This is a genomic window from Saccharopolyspora hattusasensis (genome assembly GCF_050972075.1).
GTDB classification, from domain to species: Bacteria; Actinomycetota; Actinomycetes; order Mycobacteriales; family Pseudonocardiaceae; genus Saccharopolyspora; species Saccharopolyspora hattusasensis.
This window is the reverse complement of the sequence record NZ_JBPCDC010000001.1, coordinates 6,337,833-6,351,752: the sequence shown is the minus strand read 5'-3', so window position 1 is coordinate 6,351,752 and position 13,920 is coordinate 6,337,833. Positions and strand designations below refer to the sequence as shown.

Sequence of the window (13,920 nt, the reverse complement as noted above, 5' to 3'; positions counted from 1 at the left end):
TCCGCACCTCCTGCGGGAGTACCGGTTTCAGCCCAACCGATCGGCGCGATGGGCAGGTATCGCGTGGTCACCGATCAGCGGGGAACCTTGACATCTCGTTGTTCCAGCACGACCTTTCGCGCGTCCAGCGGCGCATCGAGCTGCACTGCCACCGGCGGGTAGCGCAGGTCCATAGTGCAGATTCCCGGCGGTTCCGGGGTTTCCTCGACCAGCACCACCTTCACGTGGTCTGCGGTCTGCTCGGCCAGTTCGGCGTGCACCTTGCTGCAGCCGCCTTCCTGACCGGTCGCCACGATGACCGCGCCGTCGTCCTGTGTCCACACTTTCTTCGGATATCCCTTGGGCAGCGCCGAAACGTCGACCGCCGTCTCGGCGACCGGCGCGCGCTCCTGTTCCGGCTTCGGCTGCACCGGTCCGGGCGGAGCCGGGGGCTGACCGCCGAAACCCACTTCATTGGTTGGCTGTTGGGCGCAGGCTGCCAACGCTAGGAGCAGAGCCCCTGCGCCCACTGCGGTGTGTAGGCGTCTCATGCCCTAAGGACGGAAGCACCGGAGCGAGCGGTTGCGCGGAATAGGCACCGGATTGAATCCACATCTTTCCCACATTTCGGAACCACTGGTGATCGGTCTCCGCCGCGTGGTTTCGTCGACAGGACCCCTTCCTACCCCGGGAGTGAGGAATGTCCACCACCGCCACATCGGCCACAACGGCTGCCACACCACCAGAAGCACCGCAGGACGAGCCGCAGTGGGTTCCGTTGACCGTCGGGGCGATCGCGGCGGTGGCGCTTGTGGTCGCTGCGGCTGCGGTCGGCGTGAAATCCGCTTTGCTGGCGGGGCTGGGCCTCGCGCTCGGGCTGACGTTGTTCCACTCCCGCTTCGGTTTCACCTCCGCCTGGCGGCAACTCGTCTCGGTTGGACAGACGTCTGGTGTGCGGGCGCACCTGCTGATGCTCGGCGCGGCGTCGATCCTGTTCGCCCCGATCCTGGCCGGCGGCGTGACGTTCTTCGGCGCCGAGCCGGAGGGCAACGTCTCACCGATCGGGCTCGGGCTCGTCGTCGGCGCGGTCCTGTTCGGCATCGGGATGCAACTCGGAGGCGCTTGCGCATCGGGCACGCTGTTCGCGGTCGGCGGCGGGAACACCCTGCTCGTGGTCACGCTCTTCTTCTTCGTCTGCGGTTCGGTGCTCGGCGCCCTGCACCTTCCAATGTGGATGTCCGATGCGATCACCCTCGGTTCGTTCTCCCTCGCTGAGGACACCGGTCTCGGCTACTTCGGCGCGCTGGTGGTGCAACTCGCCGTCCTGGGCGCGATCGGCTTCGTCGCAACGCGTTGGGCACGGCGGCACAACGCGCCTCCGGCCGGCCGGCCGCCGACATCTCGCGGGCTGTGGCGCGTGCTGCGGGGTTCGTGGTCGCTGTGGGTCGGAGCGTTGCTGCTCGCGGTGCTCAACGCCGCCGTGCTGCTGACTCGCGGCAGCCCGTGGGGCATCACCTCGGCGTTCGTGCTGTGGGGTTCGAAGGCCTTGCAGGCCCTGGGTGTGGACGTGGCGAGTTGGCCGTACTGGCAAGGGGAACGGGCGGCTTCCCTGGCCGGCCCGGTGCTGGCCGACTCCACCTCCGTGCTGAACTTCGGGATCATCGTCGGCGCGCTCGTGGCATCGGCTGCGTCCGGCGCCTTCGTGCTGGCCAAGCGACTGCCCAGGAAGGTGGTGCTGGCGGCCATGATCGGTGGTTTGCTGATGGGTTACGGCGCGCGCTTGGCCTACGGCTGCAACATCGGCGCCTACTTCTCGGGGATCGCCTCGTTCTCGTTGCACGGCTGGGCCTGGGGTCTGCTGGCTCTGGCCGGCACTTGGATCGGCCTGAAGTTGCGGCCACTGTTCGGGCTCGGCGTCCCCAAGACCACCGACTCCGTCTGCTGATACCGCCCGAACTGCCTTGGCGGGCCATTGCCGGCCAAGGCGTTCTGGACGTCAGTTTGGCCGGGCTGCGCGCACCGTGATCCGGTTGGCACCGGCCGAAACGTGCTCGAGCACGGCGGAGGCCCGGTCGCCCGAACCGTTCTGAACGTAGGCCTCGGTGGTGTCCTGATCCACGCCGCCAGATTAATGGAACCGGCCAGTTTCGGACGACGCGGTGGGTTCGTCGAGCGGTCAGCGAAGCCGACGCGGCCCGGCGTCCAACGCCGCGGGCGACGCCCCGAGGCCCACCCTGGCACCGGCGACCACCGCACCCGTCGGCGAGGCGAGCGCCGGCTGCAACGCCAGTTCGCGCACCTCCGGCAAGTCCTCGGCCAACGTCGCCACCCGCAGCACCAAGTCCTCCAGAGCCGCGAGATCCGCCGGCTCGGTGCCCCGGTACCCGGCGAGCAGCGGTGCGGCACGCGGCGCGCGCACCAGCGCGGACACGTCCACATCGGACAGCGGCAGTGCGCGGTACGCCTTGTCGCCGAGCAATTCGCTGGCCACCCCGGAAAGCCCGAACGAGACCAGCGTGCCGAAGGATGGGTCGTCCGTCAGATCGATGACGCACGAGGTCCCGCGCGGCGCCATGCGCTGCACGTAAACCTCGTCGAGCCCCGAGACTTGCTGGATGTCGGCGTACGCCGCCCGCACGGCCTGGGCGTTGCCCAGGTCGAGGCGGACGCCGACCAGGTCGTTGCGGTGCCGAAGTTGGTCGCTCGCCGACTTCAGCGCCACCGGATAACCCAGCTCCTCGGCTGCCGCTGCGGCTGCTTCAACCCCGGTGACCAGCCGGAACGGCACAACGTGGATGCCGTAGCAGCCGAGCAACTGCACCGCCTCGTCGTCGCTGAGTGCGGTGACTCCCGCGGCCAGCCAGCCATCGACCAGCGACCGCGCCCGGTCCTCGTCGATCTCCGGTGGTCGCACGAAGTGGCCTTGTGGCGCGGCGCGCCATTTCGCGTACCGGGTCACCCGCGCGAGCGCCAACACCGACCGCTCCGGGCTCGGGTAAGACGGCACCGATCCCTTGCCGGTCGTGCCGTCCGGGCCGGGTACCACGAGTTCGTCTGGTACGCCTTCGGCTGCCAGGAACGTGGTCACCACCGGCTTCGAACGCGCGACGCCGGCCTCTTGCAACGCCTCGCGCAAGGCGCGGGCGTACGCGGTGCCCGGAACCGCGACCGGCGGGGCGAACACCGTCACCAACGCGTCGACATCCGAACGCAAGGCGGCGTCGCGCACCGCGGCGGCGAATTCCTCCGGCCCCGCCGAGGCACCCACGTCGACCGGATCGCAGGCCAGCTCCAGCTGCTGCGCCTGTGCCACGTCGGCGGCGATCATGCCCAGCGCCGACGAGTTGCCCACAATCGCGACCCGGTCGCCCTGCGGCAGCGGCTGGTGCGCCAGCAGCAGCGCGGTGTCGAACATCTGGGCAACCGACTCCACTCGGATCACACCAGACTGCTCGAACAACGCCTGCACGCTGGTCTCGTCGATCTGCACCGACGTGGCCGCCAGGCCGAGGCGCACCGCGTTGCGGCCCGATTTCACCACCACGACCGGCTTGCTGCGGGCCAGCCGCCGCGCCAGCCGGCCGAACTTGCGCGGGTTGCCGAAGGACTCCAGGTAGAGCAGCACGACGTCGGTGGCCGGGTCGGTCTGCCAGTACTGCAGCAGGTCGTTGCCGGACACGTCGGCGCGGTTGCCCGCCGAGACGAACGTCGACAGCCCCAGCCCCCGCTCGGTGGCGGTGGCCAGGATCGCCACCCCGAGCGCACCGGACTGGCAGAAGAAGCCGGTGCGGCCGCGGCCGGGCAGCTGCGGCGCAAGGCTCGCGTTCAACCTGAACTCCGAATCGGTGTTGACCACGCCTAGCGCGTTGGGACCTACCACCCGCATGCCGTGCACGCGGGCCGCCCGCACCATCTCGCGTTCCACCTCGCGACCGTCCGGGCCGGTCTCGCTGAACCCAGAGCTGACGATGACCAGGGCTTTCACGCCCTTGGCCAGGCAGTCGTCGAGCACTCCGGTCACGCTGGCGGCCGGGATCGCCACCACCGCCAGATCGACCTCGTCGGGGATGTCGAGCACCGAGGCGTAGGCGCGCACCCCTCGCACCGAGCGGTGCTCCGGGTTGACCGGGTAGACCGGGCCGGTGAAGTCGGCGGTGAGCAGGTTGGTCAGCACCGCGTGGCCGATCTTGGCGTGATCGGTGGACGCACCGATCACCGCCACCGACCGCGGCCGCAGCAGGTTGTGCACGCTGCGGGCCTCGGCGGCCTGCTCGCGGGCGCGGGCCACGGCCACCGACTCCTCGGTGGGGTCGATGCCGAACTCCAGGTGCACCACGCCCGCTTCCATGGCCCGGCTCACCTGGTACCCGGCGTCGCGGAACACCCGAACCATGGTCGAGTTCTCGGCGAGCACCTCGGCCACGAAACGCCGCAGCCCGCGTTCGCGCGCTGCGGCGGCCAGGTGCTCCAGCAAGATCGATCCCAGGCCGCGCCCCTGGTGTTGGTCCTGCACCACGAACGCGACCTCGGCCGACTGCTGCTCACCGAGCCGGTCGTAGCGGCCTACCGCCACGATGTCGTCGCCGAGCAGCGCCACCAGCGCCACGCGGTTGACGTAGTCGACACGGGTGAAGCGCTCCACGTCGCGCTGAGACATCCGCGGGTAGGGACCGAAGTAGCGGTAGTACCTCGTCCGGTTGCTCAGCCGCCCGTGGAAGGCCACCAGCTTGTCGGCATCGGCTTCGACGATCGGTCGCAGGTGCACGGTGCCGCCGTCGGACAGCACCACGTCCGCCTCCCACCGCCGTGGGTAGTCCTGCTCCTGGCGGAATTCCTCCTGCCGCTGCCCCACTCCGTCCACTTCGGACTCCTCAGTCGCGGCTGTCGGCCGGATCCAGACCATGCAAAGGAAACACCGCGTTCCGAGTGTCGCGAATCGAGGTGTCCACCGCGGACGCGGTGACCCCCGACCACCGTTGGAAGGCCGGGTCGGCCCCATCGGTCATCGAAGTCGGCAGCGGCACGTTGTCCGCCAGCCGCACCGCATGCGCGATCCAGTCCTCCGGGATGGTCGTCGCCGGGTCGACGTCCCGGTCCAACAACGTCGCCAACAGGTGCGTCCAAGCGCGCGGCACCACCCGGAACAGCGAGTAGCCGCCACCTCCCAGCGCCAGCCACTTGCCGTCCGCGCAGCTGTCCGCGAGCTCCCGCAGGTTCTGATAGGTCGCGCGCTGCCCATCGACGGTCATCGACAGGTCCGCAAGCGGATCCTCCCGGTGCGCGTCCGCACCGCACTGGGTCACCAGCACCTGCGGCCGGAACGCGTCGAGCACCGACGGCACCACCGCGTGGAAGGCGCGCCGCCAGTCGGCGTCCCCTGTCCCCGGCGGCAGCGGGATGTTGACGGCTGCGCCGTCCGCCGCGCCGGAGCCCACGTCGGTGGAGAACCCGGTGCCGGGCCACAGCGTCAGCGGGTGCTGGTGCAGCGAGATGGTCATGACCCGCGGGTCGTCATAGAACGCCGCCTGCACCCCGTCCCCGTGGTGCACGTCGATGTCGAGGTAGGCGATGCGTTCCACGCCCTGTTCCAGCATCCACGCGATGGCCACCGAGCAGTCGTTGTAGACGCAGAACCCCGCCGCGCGATCAGCCATCGCGTGGTGCAGCCCACCCGCGATGTTGACCGCCCGGTCGGCCTTGCCCGACACGACCTGCTCGGCCGCCCGGATCGAGGCACCCGCGATCAACGCCGACGCCTCGTGCATCCGGTCGAAGATCGGGTTGTCGTCGGTGCCCAGGCCGTGGCCGACCTCCCAACCCGCGAGCGGCGCGGAGCGCACGGCCGCAATGTACTCGGCGGTGTGCACCCGCTGCAGGTCCGCATCGGTGGCCGGCTCCGGCTTGATCATCTCGACGCCGTCGAGGACCCCCAGCGAGCGGGCCAACCGCATGGTCAGCTCCAGCCGGATCGGATGCAGCGGGTGGTGACCACCCAGGTCGTAGCCGAGTACCGACTCGTCCCACACGACCGCGCACTGAGAACCCATGCCCCGGACGCTACCTGCACTGTGTCGCCGAACACAGCGGCCCGGATCGCCCGCCCGTCCAGGCGGTTTGATCTTTCATCCGGCCTCCGATCCGGTCGCGGCCGGTCTGGCCGGATCCGCGGACCAGTTCGACCACGAACCCGCGTACAGCACTGCCGGTCGCTGGGGACCGGAAACGCCCGCGTGTTCCAGCGCGAGCAGGACCGAGCAGGCGGTCACGCCCGACCCGCAGTACGCCCCGACCGGACCCTCGGTGTCGACCCCGAGGTCCGCGAAGTGCTTCGCCAGCTCCTCCGGTGAACGCCACCGACCGGAGTCCTCCATGTGCGCGGCGAACGGCGCGTTCCGCGCGCCCGGGATGTGCCCGGCGCGAGGATCGACCGGCTCGACGTCGCCCCGGTAGCGTTCCGGCGCGCGAGCGTCCAGCAGGGTGCCCTCCCGGGCCAGCCGGGCCGCAGCGTCCGCGTCCACCACCGGCATCGAGCCCGGACGGACTCGGAAGCCGCCCTCTGCGGGGTGCGGCACATCCGTGGTGGTGGGCCGCCCCTCCTCCCTCCAGGCCGCGTATCCGCCGTCGAGCACCGCCACCGACTCGTGCCCGGCCCAGCGCAGCAGCCACCAAGCACGGGCCGCGACCGAGCCGTTGTCCGCGTCGTAGACGACCACCGGCCGGTCGCCGTCGACACCTGCCCGGCGCAACGCCGCCTCCAGGTCGCCCGGATCGGGCAGCGGATGACGGCCCGCCGGACCCGGTTCGGCGGCCAGTTCGGTGTCCAGATCGACGAACACCGCACCCGGCAGATGGCCCGCGTCGTAGGACTCCCGGCCCGGCGGCCCCTGCAGCGACCACCGGACGTCGAGGAGGGTCGGGGGCGACTTCCGGTGCAACTCGACCATGAGATCATCGGTACTGATCAAAGGATGCATGGCGGCCCTTTCGTAGCCCGGCGACGAGGTCTGTCGGAAATCCTGGAAGTCAACTCCCCGACCACTGACCGCTGTCGCCCGGTGCGACTAGCATCGTGGTTGGGACTGAATGGGGAGCCGACGTGAACGATCTCATCGATACCACTGAGATGTACCTCCGCACCATCTACGACCTCGAAGAAGAGGGCGTGGTTCCGCTCCGGGCCCGAATCGCCGAACGGTTGGAGCAAAGCGGCCCCACGGTGAGCCAGACGGTCGCCCGCATGGAACGCGACGGGTTGCTGACCGTCGCCGAGGACCGGCACCTCGAGCTCACCAAGGCCGGCCGCGCCCGCGCGACCAGCGTGATGCGCAAGCACCGCCTCGCCGAACGGCTTCTCGTCGACGTGATCGGTCTCGAATGGGAGCACGTCCACAATGAAGCGTGCCGCTGGGAGCACGTTATGAGCGAAGCCGTCGAGCGCAAGCTCGTCAAGCTGCTCGGTGGTCCCACGACCTCGCCCTACGGCAACCCGATCCCGGGTCTCGACGAGCTCGGCGTCGACGAGGTCGAGGCGCCGGCCGACGGCGACCTGCAGCGGATCGACGAGATCGCCCGCAACGGCGGGGGGCGCGCCGTCATCCGCCGCATCGCTGAGCACGTCCAGCTCGACCCCGACCTGATGACCGAGTTGAAGGAAGTCGGCGTCGTGCCGGGCAACGAGGTAGAGATCTTGTCCGTGGTCGGGCCGAACAAGCCGATCGAGGTCCGCGGCGAGACCGGCAGCACCGAGCTGCCGGTCGGCATCGCGCACGCGGTCATGGTGCGCGCCAAGTGAACCCGGCGGACCGCGCAGCAGCGTTGTTCGCCGACGAGCACGGCGGCGCGCCGAGCGCGGTCTGGTCCGCCCCTGGCCGGGTGAACCTGATCGGGGAACATACCGACTACAACGACGGATTCGTGCTCCCCTTCGCCCTGCCGCACCGCACGGCCGTCGCGGTCCGTCCCCGTCCCGACCGGCTCCTGTCCGTCGCCACCCTCGGCAGCGACGGCCGACTGCACCGCGCATCTCCCGTAAATATCGACGAGCTGAGCCCTGGCAATCCCACCGGTTGGGTCGCCTACCCGGCCGGTGTCGCGTGGGCCCTGCGCGATGCCGGGTTCCCGCTCGAAGGCGCCGACCTGGTCATCGTCGGCGAAGTGCCGACCGGCGCCGGCCTGTCGTCCTCTCACGCCCTGGAATGCGCGGTGGCGCTGGCATTGCTCGACACCGCGCACCAAGCGCCGGGCGAACCGAACGCGCCGAGCCTGGGCGACATCGCGCGCCTGGTGCAGCGGGCGGAGAACGACTTCGCCGGAGCGCCGACCGGCCTGCTCGACCAGACCGCGTCGCTGGCCTGCACCGCGGAGCATGCGCTGTTCTTCGACGTCCGGTCCGGCGACTCCGAGCAGATCCCGTTCGACCCCCGCGGCGTGGGCCTGGAGCTGCTGGTGATCGACACCCGCGTGAAGCACTCGCACAGCGAGTCCGGTTACGGACAGCGGCGTCAGGGCTGCGAACGCGCGGCGGAGCTGCTGGGGCTCAAAGCACTTCGCGACGTGGCCATCGGCGATCTCGCGGCGACCCTGCCGAAGCTTCCGGAAGAACTCCGGCCACTTGTGCGGCATGTCGTCACCGAGAACGACCGCGTGCTGACCACTGTGGACGAGCTCCGCGTCGGGCGGTACGCCGAGATCGGCCCGTTGCTGAACGCTTCGCACGCCAGCCTCCGCGACGACTACCGGGTTTCCAGCCCCGAACTGGACCTCGCGGTAGACAGCGCGCTGGCAGCCGGCGCACTGGGCGCCCGGATGACCGGCGGCGGCTTCGGGGGCTCCGCGATCGCGCTCGTGCCGGTCGACCACCGGCCCGGAATCGAGCACGCCATCCGGGACGCATTCGACGGTCGGCACCTCGCGGCACCTCGTTCGTTCACAGCGGTACCCTCCGCCGGTGCGGGGCGGGACCGGTGACCACCGGGTGACCGAACACCGGGCACCCGCTGCCGACGGCTGGTTGACGGCCCCCGAAGAAGATCTACCACGGAAGGCAGTTCGCAGGTGAAGCTCCTCGTCACAGGCGGTGCAGGCTACGTCGGAAGCGTGTGCGCGGCACGCCTGGTGGAAGTCGGCCACGAGGTCGTCGTCGTCGACGACCTGTCCACCGGGCACGCCGACGCCGTCCCGGCCGGCTGCAAGTTCGTCGAGGCCGACATCGCGACGGCGGCAAGCGAGCTGCTCGCGGAGCCGTTCGACGGTGTGCTGCACTTCGCGGCCAAGTCGCTGGTCGGCGAATCCATGCAGGATCCGCAGAAGTACTGGCAGGGCAACGTGGTCACCTCGCTGCGGCTGCTGGACGCGATGCGCGAGCACGGCACGCCGCGGCTGGTGTTCTCCTCCACCGCCGCGACCTACGGCGAGCCGGAGGTCACGCCGATCACGGAGGACACCGCGACGCGCCCGACGAACACCTACGGCGCGACGAAGCTGGCGATCGACCACGCGATCACCTCGTACGCCGACGCCCACGGCATCGGCGCAGTCAGCCTGCGGTACTTCAACGTCGCTGGCGCACACGGGGCGTTCGGCGAGCGGCACACGGTCGAGACGCACCTGATCCCGATCGTTCTGCAGGTCGCCCTCGGCCAGCGGGAGCAGGTGCAGATCTTCGGCGAGGACTGGCCCACCACCGACGGCACCTGCATCCGCGACTACATCCACGTCACCGACCTCGCCGACGCCCACCTCCTGGCGCTGGAAGGCGCTGCCCCGGGCCGGCACCGGATCTACAACCTCGGCAACGGCACGGGATTCTCGGTCAAGCAGGTGATCGACACCTGCCGCAAGGTGACCGGCCACCCGATTCCGGCGAAGGTCGCGCCGCGCCGGGCCGGTGACCCGGCGACGCTGGTGGCGTCGAGCCTGCGCGCGCGGGAGGAACTGGGCTGGACCCCGTGGCGCGCCGACCTCGAAGTGATCGTTCGGGACGCTTGGGAGTTCACCCGGCTGCGCCAGGAATCCTGAACGCCGCCAAGGCATTTCGTTCTCGGTCGTCTCGTCGTGATTCATCACCAGGCTCCGTCCTCTTCGAGCATGATCTGGGCGTCTTCGGCGGCATCGCGGGCGATGACCGCCAGGTCGGCCGGTGAGATGCCGGCTTCGATGGCCTGCTGGAGCAGGAGCCCGAGCCGGTGGTCGGGGCAGGCGCGCTCGATCCGCTCCAGCGCGGCACCGGCCAGCGCCCCTTCGCCCCGCAGGTAGGCGGAGAACGCCAGCAGCGCGGCGACCTCCGCCATTTCCGGGTCGGGGGCCTTGCGGACCAGGGTCAGCCAGAGTTCTTCGGCTGCCCTTGCCGTATCGCCCAAGGCGGTGCCCAGGGCGATGTCGCGCACCCTGGTGTCGGACACCGCGAGCAGCACGCGCAGCAGGTCGTCCTCGGTCAACGCGGCGCCGGTGCCGACGCGTTGGATGGCGGCGAACACGGCCCGCAGGTCGCGGGCTACCTTTCCCGGGTCGTAGCCGCCGTCGCGTTCCTCGGTCAGCAGGTCGAGCTTCGCCGACCAGCGCGACACGGTCTCGGCGGACTCGGGCGCGACGAGCGCCCGCAGCTCGTCCCGACTGCCGAAGGTCACCGCGCCCGCCGCCGCCATCGCCGCGGCGACCGTCGAGCCCTTCGGGTCGGCGACCATGCCGGAGCAGTCCGGGTCCGCGTAGCACGCCCACTCGGCACCGGCGCGGATCTCCGGCACCCACAACGCGTGGGCGGTCACGACCCCGGCGCGGTGGAACGCGTCGGAGACCACGTCGATCAGGTCGGCGTGCGGCGGCGTGGTATCTCCACCGTCTGCGGTGGAGAACTCTCGGCAGCGGCCGGCGCAGGCGTCGCCGCAGGCAGTGACGTTCGGTTCTTCGCCGACGACGACCAGGATGATGGCTTCGGCTTGTTGCCGGCCCAGCGGGCCGGCGAGCAGTTGCTCGCCGAAGCCGCAGACTCGCATCGGGCAGGGCAGGTCGGTGCGCAACGTGACGCCGAATGTCGGCGTGGCCGCCAAGTCGTGCAGGGTGAGCACGACGAGCGAGTGCGTCGGGTGGAACCCAAGCATGTGTGGCACGGCGGCGAGCAGGTCGGCGGGTTCGGTGAGCGAAATGGTGGTGTTGAGTCGCGTTGTCATGCTGCAAACGATCGACGCCGAAACGGCTCGGCGAAAGGGCTTTTTCGGAATCTGTTGACAAATCAGTCCGCTGTGGACAACTCGGCCGAGCACGGCCGCAAAATCCACTATGGAGTGACGATCAGCCGGGCCATTTGCGTCACTCTGTCGACGCTAACGCTCAGTTTCCATGACTCAATGTGAATCCTCGTCGCAATTGCCCTGGACATTCCGGCCTCTCAAGAGACAACAACCGCATGCTTGCGGCACTCGGCTCGCACCCGCTGCGGGACTCGGGCATTCCCGCAGCGGCCTGCAATGCAAACCGCTTACCGAGCGGTCCTCACCCGATGGACCCGACGAGCGGCAGCTGGATCCGCGTGCGGGACAGATCGAGTTCCAGCCCGGTTCCCGGCTTCGGGCGCAACGTGAAGTCGTGATCGCTGGACAGCACGACGATCCCGAGCCGGTGCCCCAGCGCGAACACGTAGTCATCCGGCTGCATCGCCACGTCGATCAAGTAGTTCTTTCCGGGTTCGATCGGCGACGTCCGATCGATCGCGCGCCGGTTCTGCGGGTCCGCCCAACCCCGGGTGATCACCGAGACCGCGCCGTCCGGCGCCTGGTCCACCAGCAGCGCCGTCACGTTGGCGGCAGGTTGGTCGAAGGTCAGCGCCAACTGAGCCCGAACCGTGCCGCTGACCCGGGCCGGAGCCGCCAGCGGGTCGCTGAAGTAGGCGAGCCGGTTCGGCGAACTCGGCGTCGCCGCAAGGTCGTCCGCCAACTGGCCCGCGTCGTCGCGCAGCGCCTCCACCACCCGGCCGGAAACCCGCGCTTCGGTGAGCCCGCCCCGCTCTGCACCGCCTGCTGTGGGCCGCAACACCACCGCACGCGCCGCCGGCGCCGGCCACTCGGCTTCCTCGGTCCAGTTGCCGTCCTCGCGCTGCAAGGTGGCCCTCGGCTCGCCCTCGACGCCGTTGGGCACGTCGTACAGGTACCGGGTGAACCACCGGTTAAGCGTGCGAAGCCATTCCTGCTCCCGCAGCCGGAGAGGATCGGTGTGCCCCGACTGGTGCCACCAGATCTTGTGCGGCACGTCGTGTTCCCGCAGCACGGCATACCACTGCGCCGCCTGCCTGGTCCTGACGTTCCAGTCATTGAGCCCGTGCACGCAAAGCACCGCGGCGTGAACCTTGTCGACGTCGTTGAGGTAGTTCCGCTCGTCCCAGAATCCGCTGTAGTCGCCGGTGATCCGGTCCTCGTCCGCGGAAAGTTGGTCGATCACCGCTCGGCACGGCTCGCGATCCGCGCGGGTGTGCACGTACTTGGCCAGCACGTCGGCGTCTTCGCCCTGGTAGCCGCCGGGCGCCACGACCGCCCCGTCGGAGCGGTAGTAGTCGTACCAGTTCGAGATCGCCCCGATCGGCACGATCGCCTCAAGTCCTTCGACGCCCGTGCCGGCCACCGCGTTGGGCAGGGTGCCGTTGTAGGACACCCCCATCATGCCGACCTTGCCGGTCGCCCAGCCCGCGTCGGCCGGCGCGCCGGACGCGTCGTGGCCGGGCGCGCGGGAGTTCAGCCAGTCCACCACCGACCTGGCGCCGATCGTCTCGTTCTCGGCCCCGGTGGTCGGGCAGCCGGTGGACTGACCGGTACCCAGCGATTCGCCGTACACCACCGCGTATCCCCTGGCCAGCAGGTATTCCTCGTACGCCCAGCTGATTTCGACGGCCGCCGAAATCAGCTGGTCGCCCTGGGCGGTGCGGATGGTCCGGTTGCCCGGCCGCTCGGGGACGTACAGCTCGGTGTCGACGTTGTGGTTGGGGACATCGTTCCCGCTAGAAAAGTACGGGCTGGCCTGGTAGACAACCGGCACCCGCAGACCCTGCTCGGTCTCCTTCGGCCGCACGACCTGGACGTGCACCAGGTCGTCCTGGCCGTCCCGGTCGCTGTCCACCGGCGCGGTCACGAACAGGTCCTCGCGCACCGCCTGCGCCGGGTCGAACACCGGTTGTGCCTCGCCGTCCTGGAACACCGGGCCCCACGGTGATTCGGCGATCGCCGGCAACCCGGTAAGAGACAGGACGCAAACCGCCGCCAGCAAACCCATCCGAACGCGACGCATGCACGCTCCTGAGGCCGAAGGGAAATCGACACCAGCACTTTTCTCAGGGCAGACCGCGAAGTCAATCACCGCTCCGGCGGGTTTACGCCAGAAACATCCGCTCGTCGCGCAGTAGAGTCGGAGCAGGTATTCGGCACCGACCCCGCGAGGAGCGAGCATGTCCACTCCGTCCAGCCTGCTGACCTCGGCCGGATTGATCGGCGGCTTCGCGGTCGCCCGCGCGACCAAGCACCGGCACTGGGGCGGAGTGGTGGCCGCGGGTGCCGGGCTCGGCGCGATGGAAGCATGCCGCCGCCGGACGGGTGTTGCCCCGGCCCTCGCGCTGGGCGCCACCTATGCTGCGGCGCTGACCGGCTCGCACCCGCTGGCCAAGAAGATCGGTGCCTGGCCGTCGGTGCTCGCAGTCACCGGAGCGACGGCCGTCGCCGCTCACCTGCTGGCAAAGCGCCGCGGGTGAGCAACAGCAGCACCAACGGGATCGCCGCGATCACGACCAGCGCCGCCACCAGCATCGACGCGGCTGTCCGCGACGGGTGCGCGGCGTGGAACACAGGTCGGAACCGCCCAAAAGAGGTTCGACGTCAACGCGACGTAGACCATGGTTCGTTCCAGGAAGACCGCGGCTGCGCAGAGCACCACCGCCATGGCGAGGTTCATCGCACCGTAATCGCG

Annotated in this window: 12 protein-coding genes; 5 read left to right on the top strand and 7 right to left on the bottom strand. The window is 69.8% G+C overall.

Features of this window, described 5'->3' with window-relative positions:
* Nucleotides 1–74 precede the first annotated feature (74 nt).
* Entirely contained in the window at nt 75–410 is a 336-nt protein-coding gene (locus tag ACRXBZ_RS30435) for a hypothetical protein (protein WP_433881976.1), read from the bottom strand.
* 269 nt (nt 411–679) lie between these two features.
* Here ACRXBZ_RS30435 and ACRXBZ_RS30430 point away from each other — a divergent pair, with 269 nt between their 5' ends.
* On the top strand, nt 680–1,924 hold the full coding sequence (locus ACRXBZ_RS30430; protein ID WP_433881975.1) for a YeeE/YedE family protein: 1,245 nt from the start codon (nt 680–682) through the stop codon (nt 1,922–1,924).
* Between the two features lie 51 nt (nt 1,925–1,975).
* Here the strand turns inward: ACRXBZ_RS30430 and ACRXBZ_RS30425 are convergent, their stop codons facing one another.
* The 4 genes from ACRXBZ_RS30425 to ACRXBZ_RS30410 form a co-directional block, all read right to left on the bottom strand.
* Complete coding sequence (locus tag ACRXBZ_RS30425; RefSeq protein WP_433881974.1) at nt 1,976–2,098, bottom strand: hypothetical protein; 123 nt, start codon at nt 2,096–2,098, stop codon at nt 1,976–1,978.
* 57 nt (nt 2,099–2,155) lie between these two features.
* Complete coding sequence (locus tag ACRXBZ_RS30420; RefSeq protein ID WP_433881973.1) at nt 2,156–4,882, bottom strand: bifunctional acetate--CoA ligase family protein/GNAT family N-acetyltransferase; 2,727 nt, start codon at nt 4,880–4,882, stop codon at nt 2,156–2,158.
* Nucleotides 4,851–6,026, bottom strand: a complete 1,176-nt coding sequence (locus ACRXBZ_RS30415; RefSeq protein WP_433881972.1) for an acetoin utilization protein AcuC — start codon at nt 6,024–6,026, stop codon at nt 4,851–4,853. The genes ACRXBZ_RS30420 and ACRXBZ_RS30415 overlap by 32 nt, the downstream gene beginning before the upstream one ends.
* A 75-nt stretch (nt 6,027–6,101) precedes the next feature.
* Nucleotides 6,102–6,953 (bottom strand): sulfurtransferase, encoded by an 852-nt coding sequence (locus tag ACRXBZ_RS30410; RefSeq protein ID WP_433881971.1) that lies wholly within the window; start codon nt 6,951–6,953, stop codon nt 6,102–6,104.
* Between the two features lie 122 nt (nt 6,954–7,075).
* On the opposite strand from ACRXBZ_RS30410, the gene ACRXBZ_RS30405 reads away from it, so the two are divergent.
* The 3 genes from ACRXBZ_RS30405 to galE all read left to right on the top strand — a co-directional run bounded on the left by ACRXBZ_RS30405 (nt 7,076) and on the right by galE (nt 9,996).
* On the top strand, nt 7,076–7,771 hold the full coding sequence (locus tag ACRXBZ_RS30405) for an iron-dependent transcriptional repressor DtxR (RefSeq protein WP_168587323.1): 696 nt from the start codon (nt 7,076–7,078) through the stop codon (nt 7,769–7,771).
* Nucleotides 7,768–8,946, top strand: coding sequence for a galactokinase (gene galK, locus ACRXBZ_RS30400; RefSeq protein ID WP_433881970.1), 1,179 nt, complete (start codon nt 7,768–7,770; stop codon nt 8,944–8,946). Before ACRXBZ_RS30405 ends, galK begins: the two co-directional genes overlap by 4 nt.
* 87 nt (nt 8,947–9,033) lie before the next feature.
* Nucleotides 9,034–9,996, top strand: a complete 963-nt coding sequence (gene galE, locus ACRXBZ_RS30395; protein ID WP_433881969.1) for a UDP-glucose 4-epimerase GalE — start codon at nt 9,034–9,036, stop codon at nt 9,994–9,996.
* A 44-nt stretch (nt 9,997–10,040) separates the two neighbouring features.
* On the opposite strand, the gene ACRXBZ_RS30390 is transcribed toward galE, so the two are convergent.
* Both ACRXBZ_RS30390 and ACRXBZ_RS30385 read right to left on the bottom strand, forming a co-directional pair.
* Nucleotides 10,041–11,144 carry a DUF4192 domain-containing protein gene (locus ACRXBZ_RS30390; RefSeq protein ID WP_168587320.1) on the bottom strand — a complete coding sequence of 368 codons (1,104 nt, stop codon included), beginning with the start codon at nt 11,142–11,144 and terminating at the stop codon, nt 10,041–10,043.
* Between the two features lie 322 nt (nt 11,145–11,466).
* The gene (locus ACRXBZ_RS30385; protein ID WP_433881968.1) at nt 11,467–13,248 is read right to left on the bottom strand and encodes a Xaa-Pro dipeptidyl-peptidase; all 1,782 of its coding nucleotides are present in this window, start codon (nt 13,246–13,248) and stop codon (nt 11,467–11,469) included.
* A gap of 157 nt (nt 13,249–13,405) precedes the next feature.
* Between ACRXBZ_RS30385 and ACRXBZ_RS30380 the strand changes: the two genes are divergently transcribed.
* Nucleotides 13,406–13,705 (top strand): hypothetical protein, encoded by a 300-nt coding sequence (locus tag ACRXBZ_RS30380; protein WP_168587318.1) that lies wholly within the window; start codon nt 13,406–13,408, stop codon nt 13,703–13,705.
* The last annotated feature ends 215 nt before the right edge of the window (nt 13,706–13,920 follow it).

Bases quoted from the DNA above. Each gene is read 5' to 3' on its own strand.
- ACRXBZ_RS30430 (WP_433881975.1), top strand. From the start codon at position 680: ATGTCCACCACCGCCACATCGGCCACAACGGCTGCCACACCACCAGAA.
- ACRXBZ_RS30420 (WP_433881973.1), bottom strand. From the start codon at position 4,882: ATGGTCTGGATCCGGCCGACAGCCGCGACTGAGGAGTCCGAAGTGGAC.
- ACRXBZ_RS30415 (WP_433881972.1), bottom strand. From the start codon at position 6,026: ATGGGTTCTCAGTGCGCGGTCGTGTGGGACGAGTCGGTACTCGGCTAC.
- ACRXBZ_RS30410 (WP_433881971.1), bottom strand. From the start codon at position 6,953: ATGCATCCTTTGATCAGTACCGATGATCTCATGGTCGAGTTGCACCGG.
- ACRXBZ_RS30390 (WP_168587320.1), bottom strand. From the start codon at position 11,144: ATGACAACGCGACTCAACACCACCATTTCGCTCACCGAACCCGCCGAC.
- ACRXBZ_RS30385 (WP_433881968.1), bottom strand. From the start codon at position 13,248: ATGCGTCGCGTTCGGATGGGTTTGCTGGCGGCGGTTTGCGTCCTGTCT.
- ACRXBZ_RS30380 (WP_168587318.1), top strand. From the start codon at position 13,406: ATGTCCACTCCGTCCAGCCTGCTGACCTCGGCCGGATTGATCGGCGGC.